This window comes from Terrabacter sp. AAH1 (assembly GCF_054456855.1).
Window position 1 is genome coordinate 643,878 of the sequence record NZ_JBTJJV010000001.1, and the last position, 15,189, is coordinate 659,066.

Here is a 15,189-nt window from a genome sequence, read left to right on the forward strand (position 1 = left end):
GGGAACGCCCACGCCCACCCACCGCAGCGCTGGACCCTGCCCGCACCCCCGGACCCGTTCAGGAGCAGCCATGCCCACCACCGTCCTCATGGAGGAGCTCGACGCCTTCACCTACCGCGAGAAGATCGGTGGCGGTGCGCCCGTCATCGTCCCGGTCGGCGCGATCGAGCAGCACGGGCCCCACCTCCCCCTGCAGACCGACGTGCTGCTCGCCAAGGCCATGAGCACCCGACTGGCCGAGGCCGTCGACGGCATCGTGGCGGCGCCCGTCACGTACGGCTACAAGTCGCAGCAGCGCTCGGGCGGTGGCAACCACCTGGCCGGCACGACGAGCCTCGACGCGGCCACCGTCATCGCGATCGCCCGGACCCTGACGCTCGAGTTCGCGCGCCACGGGGCGCGGCAGGTCGTCTTCCTCAACGGCCACTTCGAGAACTACCAGTTCCTCTACGAGGGCGTCGAGCTCGCGACGACCGAGCTGCAGCAGCGAGGGCAGGACGTGTCGGCGATCCTGCTGTCCTACTGGGACTTCGTCGACGAGGAGACGATCGAGGAGATCTACCGCGGCACGTTCCCCGGTTGGGACGTCGAGCACGGCGGCGTGCTCGAGACCTCGCTGATGCTGCACCTGCACCCCGAGCTCGTCCACCTCGATCGCGTGATGGACCTCCCGGCAGCACAGCTGCCCCGCTACGACCGCCTCCCGGTCCGCCCGGAGCTCACGCCCATCTCCGGATGCCTCTCCTCCGCAGCCGCCGCCTCCGAGAGCGCAGGCCGTCTGCTGCTCGACCGGACGTCAGCCGCGCTCGCCGAGTCGATCGGCGCCGAGCTTCGCACCACCCCTGACCTGATCCCGGCCAACGCCACCCCCGGATTCACCACCCCCTGAAGGAGATCCACCATGTCCATCGCCACCCCCGTCACGTCGGTCAGCGAGCTCGAGCGGCTCAAGGAACTGCACAACGGCACCAAGGTCCCCCTGACCTTCTCCGACGCCGAGTTCGAGCGCCGCCTCTCCGGCCTTCGCCAGATCATGGCGACCAAGGGGCTCGATGCCGTCGTGCTGACCTCCTACCACGGCATCAAGTACTACTCCGACTTCCTCTTCACCTACTTCGGCCGGTCGTACGCCCTCGTCGTCACCCCGACCGAACAGGTCAGCGTCACGGCCAACATCGACGCCGGCATGCCGTGGCGTCGCAGCTACGGCGAGAACATCGTCTACACCGACTGGCGCCGCGACAACTTCCAGCACGGCGTCCAGGAGGCCCTCGCGCAGCGCGGCATCATGCCGCGCCGCGTCGGCGTCGAGTTCGACACCCTCTCGCTCGACGCCCACGCCAAGCTGCAGGCGGTGCTCGGCGGCGCCGAGCTCGTCGACGTGGCCCAGGACGCGATGCGCCAGCGGATGGTCAAGTCCGCAGAGGAGATCGAGGTCATCAAGCACGGCGCCCGCATCGGCGACCTCGGCGGCGAGGCCATCCGCGCCGCGATCCGCGAGGGCATCAGCGAGTACGAGGTCGCCCTCATCGGCACCGAGGCGATGGTCCACGAGATCGCACGCACCTTCCCCGACAGCGAGATCCGCGACACGTGGGTCTGGTTCCAGTCGGGCATCAACACCGACGGGGCCCACAACTGGGCGACCACCCGCACGCTGCAGCCCGGCGACATCCTGTCGCTCAACTGCTTCCCGATGACCTCGGGCTACTACACCGCCCTGGAGCGCACCCTCTTCCTCGGCGAGCCCGATGCGCGGTCGCTCGAGCTGTGGGAGATCAACGTCGAGGTGCACCGCCGCGGTCTCGAGCTGATCAAGCCCGGTGCCGTCTGCAAGGACATCGCCGCCGAGCTCAACGAGATCTACGTCGGACACGGGCTGCTGCCGAACCGCACGTTCGGCTACGGCCACTCGTTCGGCGTCCTGTCGCACTACTACGGCCGCGAGGCCGGCCTCGAGCTGCGCGAGGACATCGACACCGTGCTCGAGCCGGGCATGGTCGTGTCGATGGAGCCGATGATCACCGTCCTCGACGGCGAGCCCGGCGCGGGCGGCTACCGCGAGCACGACATCCTCGTCGTGGGCGAGGACGGCGCCGAGAACATCACGAAGTTCCCGTTCGGCCCCGAGCACAACATCATTCCCTGCTGACGCGGCGCACCGACAGGCGCCCGGTCCTCCGCTGGCGGAGGGCCGGGCGCCACCGCAGTAGGGCCGGGCTCAGCGGCCGGCTCTCAGCGTCGCGCGGCCGCCCGGGCATAGTCGTCGGCGATGTCGAGCACGCGCCGGACGTACGCGTCGGAGGCGTTGTAGCCGAAGACCGCTCGCGCCCAGGCACGCCCGTCGCTCAGGTCGACCCCGCCGGCGCACAGGTGCCGTGCCGCGCCCCACGCGGCGTCGTCGATGTCAGTCGGGTCGGCGACGCCGTCCGCGTCCGCGTCCGCGCCGAACCGCTCCCACGAGCTCGTCAGGAACTGCATGGGTCCCACGGCGTGGTCCCACGTGGGGTCCCCGTGCAGGCGTACGCCGGCGGCGTCAGGTCGTAGGGGCGCCACTCCTCCCTCGCCGTCGAGAGCAGGCCCGACGATGGGTCGGGAGGTCCGACCGCTCTTCAGCAGTCGTCCGCCACCGAGCGTGCCGTGCACCGACTCGACCCGGCCGACGGCGGCCAGCGTCGTCCAGCCCACGTGGCAGTCCGGGAGGTCAGCCACCGCGAGGATCGAGGCCCGCCCGTAGGCCCGCAGCGCCACGACGGGGATGCCGGTGCGCGACGAGATGCGCGACACCCAGATCGGGTCCGGTTGGACGGACAGCGGGGCGGCCCCCTTGCCCCCGCGCCGCCCAGTTGCCCGCTCGGCCGGTGCGGTCAGCGGCGTCGTGTCGACGACGTCGACGAGTGAGCCCGTCGCCGGCTGTTCGATCGGCATCTGGAGCCCATGACCGACGACCCACGCCGTGCCGAGGACGGCCAGGCCCACGGACACCCCGCCGCCCGGGACCCGTCCGAGCCGTCGCCGCCGGCCCGCCGGTCTGCCGGTCGCTCTCGATCCTCGACCGCGCACCCGGCCGAGGATACGCAGCGCGTCACCCGGCGCGCCGGAGGCGCGACCCAGTGTGGTGCACCGACGTCAGCCTCGCGGCCGCCCGTCGCCGTGGAGGGTGCGGGGATCGGCGGCAGCCCGTCGCACGGCGTCGGCGTCCAGGTCCTCGGCGTGGGTCTGCGAATCCCGCTCGGCGCGCACCCTGTCGGCGTACGCCCGCACCTCCGCCGTCGTCGTCGCCTCGTCCCAGCCCAGCAGAGGTGCGACGAGAGCCGCCACGCCCGACGACGCACCCACCCCGCGGTCGGCGACCTCGATCGAGATGCGGGTGCGCCGGGTGAGCACGTCGTCGAGGTGCAGCGCACCCTCGTGGGTGACGGCATACCGGATCTCGGCACGCAGGTACTCGTCTGCGCCGGCGAGGGGCTCGCGCAGGCTCGCGTCCTCGCGGGTCGGCTCGAGCACCTCGGCGACGAGGCTGCCGTAGCGGTCGAGCAGCCGGCGCAGGCGCCAGGTCGGAAGGGACCACTCGGCCGCCAGGGACTCGAGGGAGTTGCTCAGCGCCTCGTAGCCCTCGGCCCCCAGGATGGGCGTCCGGTGCGTGACGGACGGCGCGACGGGACGGTCGAGGTCGCGCACGGCTGCGTCGACGGCGTCGCGGGCCATGACCCGGTAGGTCGTGTACTTGCCGCCGGCGACGCTGACGAGGCCCGGCAGCGGTCGGGCGACGGCGTGCTCGCGCGAGAGCTGGCTCGTGGCCTCGGACTCCCCCGACAGCAGTGGCCGGAGGCCGGCGTAGACGCCGAGGATGTCGTCGTGCGTCAGCGGGGTGGTCAGCACCGAGTTGACTTGCGAGAGAAGGTAGTCGATGTCGGAGCGGCTGGCAGCCGGGTGGGCCTTGTCGAGGTTCCAGTCGGTGTCGGTGGTGCCGACGAGCCACTGGTTGCCCCACGGGATGACGAAGAGCACGGAGGTCTCGGTGCGCAGGATCAGGCCGGTCTCGGAGTTGATCCGGTCGCGCGGCACGACCAGGTGCACGCCCTTCGACGCCCGCACGCGGAACCGACCCCTCGTGTCGGCGAGCTCCTGCACGTCGTCGGTCCACACGCCGGTGCAGTTCACGACGACGGACGCGCGGACGGTCGCGCGCGCCCCCGTCTCCACGTCGCGCAGCTCCGCGCCGACGACCCGGCCGCCGTCGCGGACCAGACCCTCGACCTTCGTCGAGGAGCGGACGACGGCGCCGTAGTGCGCCGCCGTGCGCGCGACTGTCAGGGTGTGCCGGGCGTCGTCGGCCTGCGCGTCGTAGTACTGCAGCGCACCGACCAGCGCGTCGGGTCGCAGCGCCGGGCACAGGGCGCGTGCGCCGGTGCGGCTGAGATGGCGGTGCCGCGGCACGCTGCTGCGACCGGCAAGGGCGTCGTAGAGCGCGAGTCCCGCACCGACGTAGGGCCGCTCCCACACCCGGCCCTTGAGCGGGTAGAGGAACGGCACCGGCCGCACGAGGTGCGGCGCGAGCCGGGTGAGCATCAGCTCACGCTCGTGCAGCGCCTCGCGCACGAGGGTGAAGTTCAGCTGCTCCAGGTAGCGCAGGCCGCCGTGGAAGAGCTTGCTCGACCGCGACGAGGTGCCACTCGCGAAGTCGCGCATCTCGACGAGGGCGGTTCGCAGCCCGCGGGTCGCCGCGTCCAGCGCCACGCCCGCGCCGGTCACCCCTCCCCCGATGACGAGCACGTCGAAGGCGCCGTCCTGGAGCTCGCCCCACGTGGAGGCCCGGTGGGCAGGGTCGATGCGGTCGCGTACGTTCACGACGTCTCCTTGACGAGGGGTTCGGGCTGGGGGTGGGGCACGGGTTCGGAGGTGGCCCAGCCGAGCGACCGGTCCACGGCGTTGTTCCAGCCGCTCCAGCCGATGGTGGCGAGCGTCGAGCCGGGGTCGGGCTCCCACCGCCGACCGACACGGCGCACCCGGGCCACGGCCTCCGGGCTGTCCCACACGCCGACCGCGAGGCCGGCGGCGAACGCTGCGCCGAGCGCGGTCGTCTCGGTCACCTCGGAGGCGACGACCGGCACCTGCAGCACGTCGGCCTGCAGCTGCATGAGCAGCGAGTTGGCGACCATTCCGCCGTCGACCTTGAGCTCGTCCAGGTCACGGCCGGTGTCGGCACGCATCGCGTCGGCCACCTCGCGCGTCTGGAAGCACGTGGCCTCCAGCGCCGCCCGCACGAGGTGCGCCCGTGAGGTGTAGGCCGTCAGGCCAGCGATGACGCCGCGGGCGTCGGGTCGCCAGCGCGGGGCGAAGAGTCCCGAGAAGGCGGGCACGACGTAGGCGCCCCCGCTGTCGGGCACGCTCGCCGCGAGCGTCTCCACCTCGGCGACGTCGCGGACCAGCTCCAGGCGGTCACGCAGCCAGTGGATGAGGGCGCCGGCCACGGCGACGGCCCCCTCGAGCGCGTAGTGCGGCGGCCTCTCGCCCAGCTGGTAGGCGACCGTCGTGAGCAGCCCGTGGTCGCTGCGGACGATCTCCTCACCGGTGTTGGCGAGCAGGAAGCCGCCGGTGCCGTAGGTGCTCTTGGACGAGCCGGGCTCGAAGCAGGCCTGCCCGACGAGGGCGGCGTGCTGGTCACCCAGCGCGCCGGCCACGGGAACGCCCGGCAGGGGGCTCCCGGGATGGCCGGTGCCGTAGACCTCGGACGAGCTGCGGATCGCGGGCAGCGCCGCCGGCGGCACGTCGAGACGGTCGAGCTGCTCGTCGCTCCAGGCGAGAGTCCGCAGGTCCATGAGGAGCGTGCGCGACGCGTTCGTGACGTCGGTGACGTGCACCCCTCCGTCGGGGCCGCCCGTGAGGTTCCAGACGAGCCAGGAGTCCACCGTGCCGACGAGCAGGTCACCCGCGCAGGCTCGTTCACGGGCTCCCGGCACGTGGTCGAGCACCCACGCGATCTTCGGCCCGCTGAAGTAGGTCGACAGCGGCAGCCCGGTGATCGCGCGCACGCGCTCGACGGTGGCCGGGTCGTCGGCCAGACGCGCACACACCTCGGCCGTACGCGTGTCCTGCCACACCACTGCCGGGTGCACGGGTTCGCCGGTCGCCGGGTCCCACACCACGACGGTCTCGCGCTGGTTGGTGACGCCGCACGCCGCGATGTCGGCGGCCTCGAGTCCCGCGTCGCGCAGGGCCGCCTCGACGACGTGGACGGTGTTGCGCCAGATCTCCTCGGCGTCGTGCTCGACCCAGCCCGGCGCCGGGTAGTGCTGCCGGTGCTCGGTCTGCGCGCTGCCGACGACGGTGGCGTCCGCGTCGACCACCAGACAGCGGGTGCTCGTCGTCCCCTGGTCGATGGCGGCCACGTAGGGCGGGCGCCCGCGACGCGCGCTCACCACGCCAGCACTCCCTTCACGACCGTGAAGGCCGCGCCCGCGAGCGCCAGCCCGATGGCGAGGTGGCGGGCCATGTCGTGGTCCACCCGTCGCGAGAGCGCCTCCCCGCCGAGCAGCCCGACGAACAGTGCACCGAGCGAGACGAGGAGGGCGGCCGGTGACACCCGCGGCAGGCCGCCCTTGGCTGCGAGCGACGCGAGGTTGGTGAAGATCGAGAAGAACTGGAAGGTCGCGACGAACTTGCGGTGCTCCCACGAGGTGCTGACGGCATACAGCACGATGGCCGGGCCGCCCACGCCCGCAGTGACGTTCATGAAGCCGCTCGCCCCGCCGGCGACGACCGCGCCCGACGTGCCGCGCAGCACGCGGGCCCGGTCGCTGAGCACCACGGCGGCGAGGGCGACGATGACCGTCAGCCCGATGATGACCATGAGCTGCGGCGCGGGCACGTTGCGCGCGACCCAGGCCCCGGGCGGGATCGCGAGCAGCGCGGGCACGGCCAGCAGCAGGCCCTTGCGCCACTCGGTCCCGCGCCACTGGGCGACGAACACGACGGCGCTGACGATGAGCCCCAGCAGGTTCGAGAGCACGACGCCCTCGAACGGCCCGGCGACGAGCACGAGCAGCGGCGCGCAGACCAGCGCGAAACCGATGCCGGTCACCCGCTGGGTCAGCGCCCCGGCGATGACGCCGAGGGGCAGGAGCACGAGCTCGGTGCTCATGCCGTCGCGTCCTGGTCGGTCGTCATGGCGGGGTCAGAGCCCGAGGGCGAGGTAGCGGACGTCCTCGAACTCCTCGAGCCCGAGGGCGGCACCCTCACGGCCGAGGCCGGACTGCTTGACGCCACCCATCGGGGCGAAGGCCACGGACGGCAGTGCGTTGTTGACGCCGACGATGCCGGCCTCGAGGCGCTCGGCCGTGCGCCAGCACCGCGACACGTCGGCCGACCAGACGTAGGCGGCCAGACCCATCTCGGTGCGGTTGGCCCGCGTGACGGCGTCGTCGTCGTCACGGAACCGGAAGACGGCGGCGGCGGGGCCGAACACCTCCTCGGTGGCGAGACCGGCGGTCGTCGGCACGTCGGTGAGCAGCGTCGGTGCCACGAACGTCCCTGCGGTCGGCAGGTCGCGCTCCTGGGTGACGCGCTTGGCGCCGAGCGAGATCGCCTCGTCGACAAGGGAGTTCACGGCATCGACTCGCGACTGGTCGATCACGGGACCGAGGTCGGGCAGCGGGTCGGCCAGGCCGTCGCCGATCGTCATCGCGTCGACGCGAGCTGCGAGGCGCCCCACGAACTCGTCGTGCACGTCCTCGTGCACGAGGAAGCGGTTGGCGGCGATGCACGACTGGCCGGTGTTGCGGAACTTGGCGAGCATCGCCCCCTCGACGGCCGCGTCGAGGTCGGCGTCGTCGAACACCACGAAGGCGGCGTCGCCACCCAGCTCGAGCAACGGGCGCACGATCCTGCGCGAGGCGGACGCCATGATCTCGCGGCCGACCTGCGTGGACCCGGTGAACGACACGGCGCGCACGGCCTGGTGGTCGAGCAGGGCCTGGGTCACCTCGCGGGCGGGGCCGTGCACGAGGTTGACGACGCCGTCGGGCACGCCGGCGTCGACGAGGGTGCGGATCAGCTCCGTCGCCGCCAGCGGGGCCTTCTCCGACACCCGCGCGACGACCGTGCAGCCGGCGGCGAGCGCCGGGGCGAGCTTGCGCGCCTGGATGGAGCACGGGAAGTTCCACGGCGTCAGCGAGGCGACGACGCCGACGGGTCGGCGCACGGTGAGGTGGCGCCGGTCGGCGGCCTCGTGCGGGATCACCTCGCCGTGGGGACGGCGCGCCTGCTCGGCGAACCAGCGGAAGTACTCGGCGCTGAAGGCCACCTCGCCGACAGCCTCGGGCAGCCGCTTGCCGGCCTCGCGGGCGAGCGTCGCGCCGATCGTCTCGGCGCGTTCGGCGAGCAGCCGGGACGCCTCGAGGAGGATGTCGGCACGCCGCCGGGCGGGCAGCTCGGACCATTCGCCGAAGGCTCCCGCTGCGGCGTCGGCGGCACGACGGGCGGTGTCGGGTCCGCCCCAGGCGACCTGCCCGACGACGGTCCCGTCGGCGGGGTTGGTGACCTCGAGGGCGGACTCGCCCTCCTCCCAGGTGCCGGCGACGAGGTTCTTCGCGATGGTGGGCACTGCAGTCTCCTTGCGTTCAGGGTTTCCGTACGTCATGGGGCGTCAGCGGACGAGCACGCCAGGGCGGCGGCGACCGCCCACCTCGACCGTGGGCCAGGCGTCGTCGTGCACGAGGGTGCGCGGACCGTCGTCGAGCACGAGCGTCGTGTCCTCGACCTTCCAGCCGGCACCACTCGGGTTCCAGGCGACGACGGCACCGTCGCCGAGCACGACGTCGCTCGTCGTGTGCGCGGGGAACTCCCGAGGCACGAAGCCGCTGAGGCCGCCCTGGTGATGGCGGTGCCACTCGTCGGGGTCGAAGCCGTTGCGGCCGTATGCCGCAGCGCCGGCACCCACGACGTCGCCGAGTCGCGCACCCACTCGGCTCTCGTCGAGGAAGGCCTGCTCGACGGAGAGCAGCCGGCGGTAGGCGTCCTCCTGCTGCGCATCGAGGGAGGCGAAGGACACGATGCGGCTCACGCTGGCGACCAGCCCGTGCCGCCGTCCGCAGGCGACGAGCAGCGCGAGGTCGCCGACGGGCTCGCCCACGGGCAGCGGGTGCCGGTGCGCCTCGAGCCGGTCGGCACCGCCCACGAGCAGCACGATGGGGTCGAGCTCGCGGTCCAGCAGCTCGCGGGCGAACGCTCCGGCCGCGGCGTAGCCGGTGGTGCTCGGCGTCAGTCCCTGCGCTGCAGCGGTGGCGGCAGCGGCCGCGTCGCGGCACACGTCGGCAAGGCGGCTGCGCTGGAGTCCGGTGAGCTGTCGGCGGGCTGCCGCCAGGTCGGCCCCGACGGGGACGGCGCCGGACGGGGGCCGGTCGCCCGCGACACGGGAACCCGTGGGGAGCTTCCCGTCACGGCCCTCCCACCATGGCACGACCTCCCACCGCGTCTCGCACGCGTCGTCGAGGCCGGCGAGCTCCATATCGCGCAGCCGCGGCGCCTCGATGGCGTTCGTGACGACGGTGAGGCCGACGGCGCCCGACGCCGGCACGTGGACGATGACGTCGAGGCACGCGGTGTCGAGCGTCTGCGGCACGTTGACCCGGGCGCCGAGGAGCCAGGTGAGGTTGGCCGGCTCGCGCAGCACGACGGTGTCGACGCTGTGGCTGCGCGCCAGCTCGGCGAGGCGGGCGAGCTTCTCCTGCAGGTCGCCCCACCTGCCTTCGTCAGCCCCCATGTCGCACCACCGGTCCGGCGAAGGATGCCGGCTGTTCGTCGAACCCGACGAGGCCGTCGGTGGCGTCCGCGCCGTCGGGCGCCCCGGCGCCGTATGCGTGGAGCGTCCAGGGCCGCCCGTGCAGGTCGTCGACCGACCGGACGGACTCGTCGACGTCGACCCGGGGGATCGTCGCTCCACCGCGCACGAGGACGGGCATCCGGTCGAGCGGCACCGTGACGGTGTGGAAGGCCGGACCGGCATACCTCGTGTCGTCGTCGAGGTCGAACCACTCGCCCTCGGGCACGTAGAACGTGCGGCTGACGGGGGCGTCGCCGTCGTCGAAGACGGGCACGACGAGCAGGTCTCGGCCCAGCAGGAAGCTGTCGTCGACGCTGCGCGCGACCCGGTCGTCGGAGTGGTGGAAGCCGAGCGGCCGCATCACGGGCCAGCCGTTCGCCGCGGACTCGCGGGCCACCTGCCAGAGGTAGGGCAGCAGCGAGTAGCGAAGTCGCACCCACTCACGCGCGATGTCGAGGGCCCGGTCACCGAAGGCCCACGGCTCGCGGGGGCGCAGCCCGTGGGCGCGCATGAGCGGCGACAGCGCACCCAGCTGGGTCCACCGCACGTAGAGAGCCGGCGTGAGCTCGGGCCCGAAGAAGCCGCCGATGTCGTGGCTCCAGAAGCCCGGGGCGCTCATCGCGTACGACAGCCCACCACGGACCGTCGCCTGCATGCCGGCCACGGTCGACTCGGCGTCGCCTCCCCACTGACCCGGGTAGCGGTGCGAGCCGGCCCAGCCGCTGCGCCCCCAGACGAGCGGTGCCCGTCCCGTGAACTCCCGGATGGCGTCGGACACCGCGGCGTTGTAGCGCAGCGGGTAGAGGTTGTGCGCCTGGTTGGCGGGGGTGCCGTCGTAGAGGGCGACGTCGTCGGGCAGCGCCTCGCCGAAGTCGGTCTTGAACACCGCGACCCCGTCGTCGAGGAAGGCGCGGTGCTTCTCCTGCCACCAGCGCTTGGCCGTCGGGTTGGTGAAGTCGATGAGAGCGCGCATGCGCCCGTCGGGGGTCGGCGTCTTGACGATGCCGGCGAGCGTCCCGTCGGTGCGGCGCACGAGGTAGCCCTCGCGCTCGGCCTCGTCGAAGAGCGGAGAGGCCGGGTCGAGGTAGGGCAGCTCCCACACCGAGAGCCGAAGGCCGAGGTCGGCGAGGTCCTCGACGAACTGCTTGCGGTCGCCGAACCGGTCGGTGTTCCAGATGAAGTCGGTGTTGAGCCGGTCGACGACGAGCCAGTCGGGGTCGAGGTGCAGCACATCCATCGGCACCTGGTGGCGCCGGGTGCTCTGCGCGACCTCGAGCATCTCCTCGCTCGAGTGGTAGCGGCAGCGGCCCATCCAGTAGCCGAAGGCCCACGGCGGCGGCACGTCAGCACGCCCGGTGAGCTCGGTGTAGTTCGTCAGTCGTGCACCCGGGTCGGGGCCGGCGAAGACGTAGAGGTCGATCGCCCCGTCCTCGATGCCGAGGGAGAGCACGGAGGGTCGGGAGTGCCCGACGTCGGCGTTGACGACGGCCCCCGTGTTGACGAAGCCGGTGTAGCCGCGGCTCGAGTGCCAGACCGGGACCGGCTTGTATGCCATGCCGGTGCCGGTGCCGCAGGCGTCCTCGCTGCGCAGTCGCAGCAGCTGGCCGTTCTTCACGAGCCGACCGAACTGCTCGCCGAAGCCGAGGACGTCCTCGTCGGAGCCGAGCTCGAGGTTGAGCGTCGTCGTGCCGCCGGTGGCGACCACGGACGGGGCGGTGAGCAGGCCTGCGACCTGGCGCAGGCGGTCTGCTGTGCGCAGGATGGTGGCGCCGCCGGCCTCGTCGACGAGACGCAGGGTGAAGGGTGCCCGTCCGACCTCCAGCCGGAGGTTTCCGGTCGTGAGGACGACGTGGGTCTCGTTCTGCTCCAGCGCGATCCGTTGAGGCGCCGGCGCCGGATGGGCCACGATGCCCGTCGAGGTGCCGTCGTCGGCCAGCGCGGATGCGCCGCTCGGTCCCACCGTGAGTCGGAGGCAGTCGGGCCGCGGGGCAGTGACCCTGAGCTCGAACGGCGTGACGTCGGTGGGCGGCAGCTCGATGTCGGGGAGGTTGGGCATCTGCGTCTCGACACCCTGGTCCTCGAGCGGCTCCCCCGTGAGCCAGCCCGGCATGACGCCCAGCTGCACACCGGGCAGCCCGTCCACGGCGAGCGTGGCCGTGGTCCCCTGCGCGTCGACCCGGGCGTCGCGCACGCGGCGGAGCAGGACGGCGCCCGTGGACGCGGAGGAGGACGGAGTCTCGTGCGTCATCGTCAGCCCTTCACGGCGCCGGCCGTGATGCCGGCGACGAAGTAGCGCTGCAGGAACACGTAGGCGATGACGATCGGCGCGGAGGCGACGACGACGCCGGTGAAGAGCAGCGGGTAGTCGGTGAGGAACTCGCCCTGGAACGAGAGCAGCGCCACGGGGATGGTGCGCTTGTCGGCCTCGTTGATGAACAGGAGCGGGTAGAGCAGGTCGTTCCAGTGGATGACGAACAGGAAGATCGCGGTCGCCGACAGCGAGGGCACCGAGACCGGCACGACCACCGAGCGGTAGGTGCGCCAGGGCCCTGACCCGTCGACGGCAGCGGCCTCGAAGAGCTCCTTGGGGAGGGTCTTGAGGAAACCCGTGAGGATGAACACCGCGATCGGCAGGGTGACGACGATGTTGATGAGCACCAGGCCGAGCAGGGAGTTCGTCAGGCCGAACGTCTCGAACTGGACGTACTGCGGGATCATGTTGGCCTGTGCGGGAACCGCCATGCCGAGCACGATGAAGCCGAACAGCAGCGCGCTCTTCCAGCCCGTCGTGCGGGCGATGCCGTAGGACGCGAGGCTCGCCACGAACAGCGTGAGCGGCACGGACAGCCCGGTGACGATGACGCTGTTGCGGAAGGCGACACCGAGACCGGAGTCCTTGACGACCTTCGAGTAGTTGCCGCCCTGCCAGTCGGTGGGTGGTGTGAACGGTGAGGCGAAGAGGTCCTGGCTCGTCTTGAAGGATCCGAAGATCACGACGACGAGCGGGACGATGACGAGCACGGCATACACGCCGAGGACGACGCGTCGGGACAGGTTGTAGGTCATGGGACTCTCCTCACGCGTCCGGGCTGCTGGCCTTGACGGCACGGCGCTGGATCCAGGTGATGGCGGCGATCAGGGCCATGAAGACGAGCGACTCGGCTGCGGCGTAACCGAACTGGGAGTTCGCGAAGCCCGAGTAGATGCGCGTCGACAGGATGTCGAGCGAGCCCTTCGGCGGGTTGCCGCCGAGGCCGAGGATGAGGTCGAAGGCCTTGAACGACTGCACCGTCGTGTACGCCATGACGACGGCGGTGGCCGGAGCCACCATCGGCAGGGTCACGTGGCGGAACTGCTGCCACCTGCTGGCCCCGTCGGTCTGGGCCGACTCGTAGAGCTCCTGCGGGATCTGCTGCAGACCGGCGATGAAGATGATCATCATCTGGCCGACGTGGAACCACACCTGGGTCAGTGCGACCCAGTAGATGGCCTGCCCGTCGTTGCCGAGAAAGGCGCTCTGGAACCGGTCGAGCCCCACGGCGCCGAGCACGGAGTTGACGAGCCCGAAGTTCGGGTCGTAGACGAACTTCCAGATGAACGCGACGGAGACGCTCGACAGGATGGTCGGGAAGAAGAACACCGACCGCAGGGCCACGGACGACTTGCTGTTCTTCGTCAGGAAGACCGCCAGTGCCAGCGAGAAGACCGTCTGGAACACGACGACCACCAGCATGAACTTGAGGTTGTTGCCGAGGGCGTTCCGGAACAGGTCGTCACCGGTGAAGATCTTCACGAAGTTGTCGACGCCGACGAACTGCGCGGTGGGGCTGAAGCCGTCCCAGTCGGTGACCGAGTAGACGACGCCCTGGATCGTCGGGATGACGAAGAAGGTGATGTAGAGGACGAGGGCCGGCACGGGGAAGAGCCAGAGGGCGGGGTGTGCCGCCATCGGGTTGCGACGCCCGTCCGGACGCTCGGGCTCGGGACCGGTCGGGGCTTCGGGGGGACGCTCGGAGGTCAGTGTCGTGGACATGTCACTTCCGCTTCTGGTCGACGACGCCCTGGGCCTGGGCCGCAGCCTGGTCGGGTGACGTGCCACCGACGACGGCGACGCACGCCGCCTCGACGGCCGCCCTGATGTCGAGGTTGTTGAACTGGAAGCGGGGCGCGAGCATCGTCTTCTTCTCGAGCCACGCGGCGTTGTGCTTGAGGTCGGCGTTCGTGTACTCGACGTTCTTGACCGTGACGTGCTGCGCGGTGCCGTTGGCGTAGACGGCGGCGTTGACCGGGTCGGAGAGGAACTGCACCCACTTGAGGGCGGCGTCCTGGCCCTTGCCGGCCGAGTTGACCCCGAGGATGAAGGTCGCGTTGTAGATGCCCTCGTACTTCGCCTTCGCCGCATCCACCGTGATGGGCGCGACGAGCCCGATGGGGAACTTCGCGCCGAGCTTGCGGACGGCGCTGATGTGGAACGAGCCCGTGGCGAGCATCGCCGCCTTGCCGCTCGCGAAGAGCTGCTGCAGGGGCTCGCTGCTCGTGCCGGTCGAGTTGGCCTCGAAGAACGGTGCGAGCTGCTGGTACTGCTTGAGTGTGGCGATGAACCAGTCGTCGGTGACCTTGCGGGTGCCGGCCTCGATGTCGGCGAACGCCGTGTCGGTGGGCATGTTGTTCATCACCATCGAGTTGATGAGCTGGCCCGAGTTGGCCGGCTCGCCGCCCGGCCACGCGATCGGCGTGAGGCCCTTGCCCTTGAGGGTCTCGCACAGCGCGAGGAAGCCGTCCCAGTCCTTCGGCAACGAGCTGACACCCGCAGCCTCGAAGGCGGCCTCGTTGTAGATCGGCATGTTGAAGACGAGCTGGTAGGGCAGGCCCATCTGCGCCCGGGTGTCGGCCTGGCCCGTCTTGATCAGCTCGGCGAAGTAGTTGTCGACGAACGGCTGGGCACCGAGACCGGCATACAGCCCGGCCTTGTTCATGTTGACGAACTGGGCGCCGCGGAACGCGGTGAACGCCGTCCCGATCTTGCCGCCCTTGATCTTCTGGAGCGCGGTGCTCTGGTAGTCGTTGGACGGCGCGATGTCCTGGGTGACGTCGGCCTGCGGATTCGCCTTGCGGAACGAGGCGATGAGCGTGTCGAAGACGGCCTTGTCCTCGGCGCGCCAGTGCGCGAACGACACCGGGCCGGTGGCCTTGGAGCTGTTGACGGGCGGCAGCAGCTGTGCCGCCGAGCCGGCCGCGGTGCCCCCGGCACCACGCGAGGTGATCGTCGGGCCCACGCACGCGGTGAGGGCTCCCCCGACGCCGAGGGCGCCGAGGCCGTGCAGGAACCGACGGCGGTCGATCTTGGGCGTGTCAGACATCGTTGT

Annotated in this window: 12 protein-coding genes; 2 read left to right on the top strand and 10 right to left on the bottom strand. The window is 71.5% G+C overall.

Annotation, left to right across the window (positions count from 1 at the left end):
- Positions 1-70: 70 nt before the first annotated feature.
- Positions 71-889, top strand: coding sequence for a creatininase (locus ACXR8F_RS03045; protein WP_458798672.1), 819 nt, complete (start codon positions 71-73; stop codon positions 887-889).
- Between the two features lie 12 nt (positions 890-901).
- The gene (locus ACXR8F_RS03050; protein WP_458798673.1) at positions 902-2,152 is read left to right on the top strand and encodes a M24 family metallopeptidase; all 1,251 of its coding nucleotides are present in this window, start codon (positions 902-904) and stop codon (positions 2,150-2,152) included.
- Between the two features lie 83 nt (positions 2,153-2,235).
- Here the strand turns inward: ACXR8F_RS03050 and ACXR8F_RS03055 are convergent, their stop codons facing one another.
- From ACXR8F_RS03055 to ACXR8F_RS03100, 10 genes are all read right to left on the bottom strand, one after another.
- The gene (locus ACXR8F_RS03055) at positions 2,236-2,928 is read right to left on the bottom strand and encodes a lysozyme family protein (RefSeq protein ID WP_458798674.1); all 693 of its coding nucleotides are present in this window, start codon (positions 2,926-2,928) and stop codon (positions 2,236-2,238) included.
- 201 nt (positions 2,929-3,129) lie between these two features.
- Positions 3,130-4,851, bottom strand: coding sequence for a glycerol-3-phosphate dehydrogenase/oxidase (locus ACXR8F_RS03060; RefSeq protein ID WP_458798675.1), 1,722 nt, complete (start codon positions 4,849-4,851; stop codon positions 3,130-3,132).
- Complete coding sequence (gene glpK / locus ACXR8F_RS03065; RefSeq protein ID WP_458798676.1) at positions 4,848-6,422, bottom strand: glycerol kinase GlpK; 1,575 nt, start codon at positions 6,420-6,422, stop codon at positions 4,848-4,850. Before glpK ends, ACXR8F_RS03060 begins: the two co-directional genes overlap by 4 nt.
- Positions 6,419-7,144 carry a TSUP family transporter gene (locus ACXR8F_RS03070; protein ID WP_458798677.1) on the bottom strand — a complete coding sequence of 242 codons (726 nt, stop codon included), beginning with the start codon at positions 7,142-7,144 and terminating at the stop codon, positions 6,419-6,421. Before ACXR8F_RS03070 ends, glpK begins: the two co-directional genes overlap by 4 nt.
- 33 nt (positions 7,145-7,177) lie before the next feature.
- A complete protein-coding gene (locus tag ACXR8F_RS03075) occupies positions 7,178-8,605 on the bottom strand; it encodes an NAD-dependent succinate-semialdehyde dehydrogenase (RefSeq protein ID WP_458798678.1) in 1,428 nt (475 codons plus the stop codon).
- Positions 8,606-8,647: 42 nt separating this feature from the next.
- The gene (locus ACXR8F_RS03080) at positions 8,648-9,763 is read right to left on the bottom strand and encodes a M24 family metallopeptidase (RefSeq protein WP_458798679.1); all 1,116 of its coding nucleotides are present in this window, start codon (positions 9,761-9,763) and stop codon (positions 8,648-8,650) included.
- Entirely contained in the window at positions 9,753-12,071 is a 2,319-nt protein-coding gene (locus tag ACXR8F_RS03085) for a glycoside hydrolase family 31 protein (protein WP_458798680.1), read from the bottom strand. The genes ACXR8F_RS03080 and ACXR8F_RS03085 overlap by 11 nt, the downstream gene beginning before the upstream one ends.
- 2 nt (positions 12,072-12,073) lie before the next feature.
- A complete protein-coding gene (locus tag ACXR8F_RS03090) occupies positions 12,074-12,889 on the bottom strand; it encodes a carbohydrate ABC transporter permease (protein ID WP_045191410.1) in 816 nt (271 codons plus the stop codon).
- A gap of 10 nt (positions 12,890-12,899) precedes the next feature.
- Complete coding sequence (locus ACXR8F_RS03095) at positions 12,900-13,856, bottom strand: carbohydrate ABC transporter permease (RefSeq protein ID WP_045191409.1); 957 nt, start codon at positions 13,854-13,856, stop codon at positions 12,900-12,902.
- A gap of 1 nt (position 13,857) precedes the next feature.
- Entirely contained in the window at positions 13,858-15,183 is a 1,326-nt protein-coding gene (locus tag ACXR8F_RS03100; RefSeq protein ID WP_045191408.1) for an ABC transporter substrate-binding protein, read from the bottom strand.
- Between the last annotated feature and the right edge of the window lie 6 nt (positions 15,184-15,189).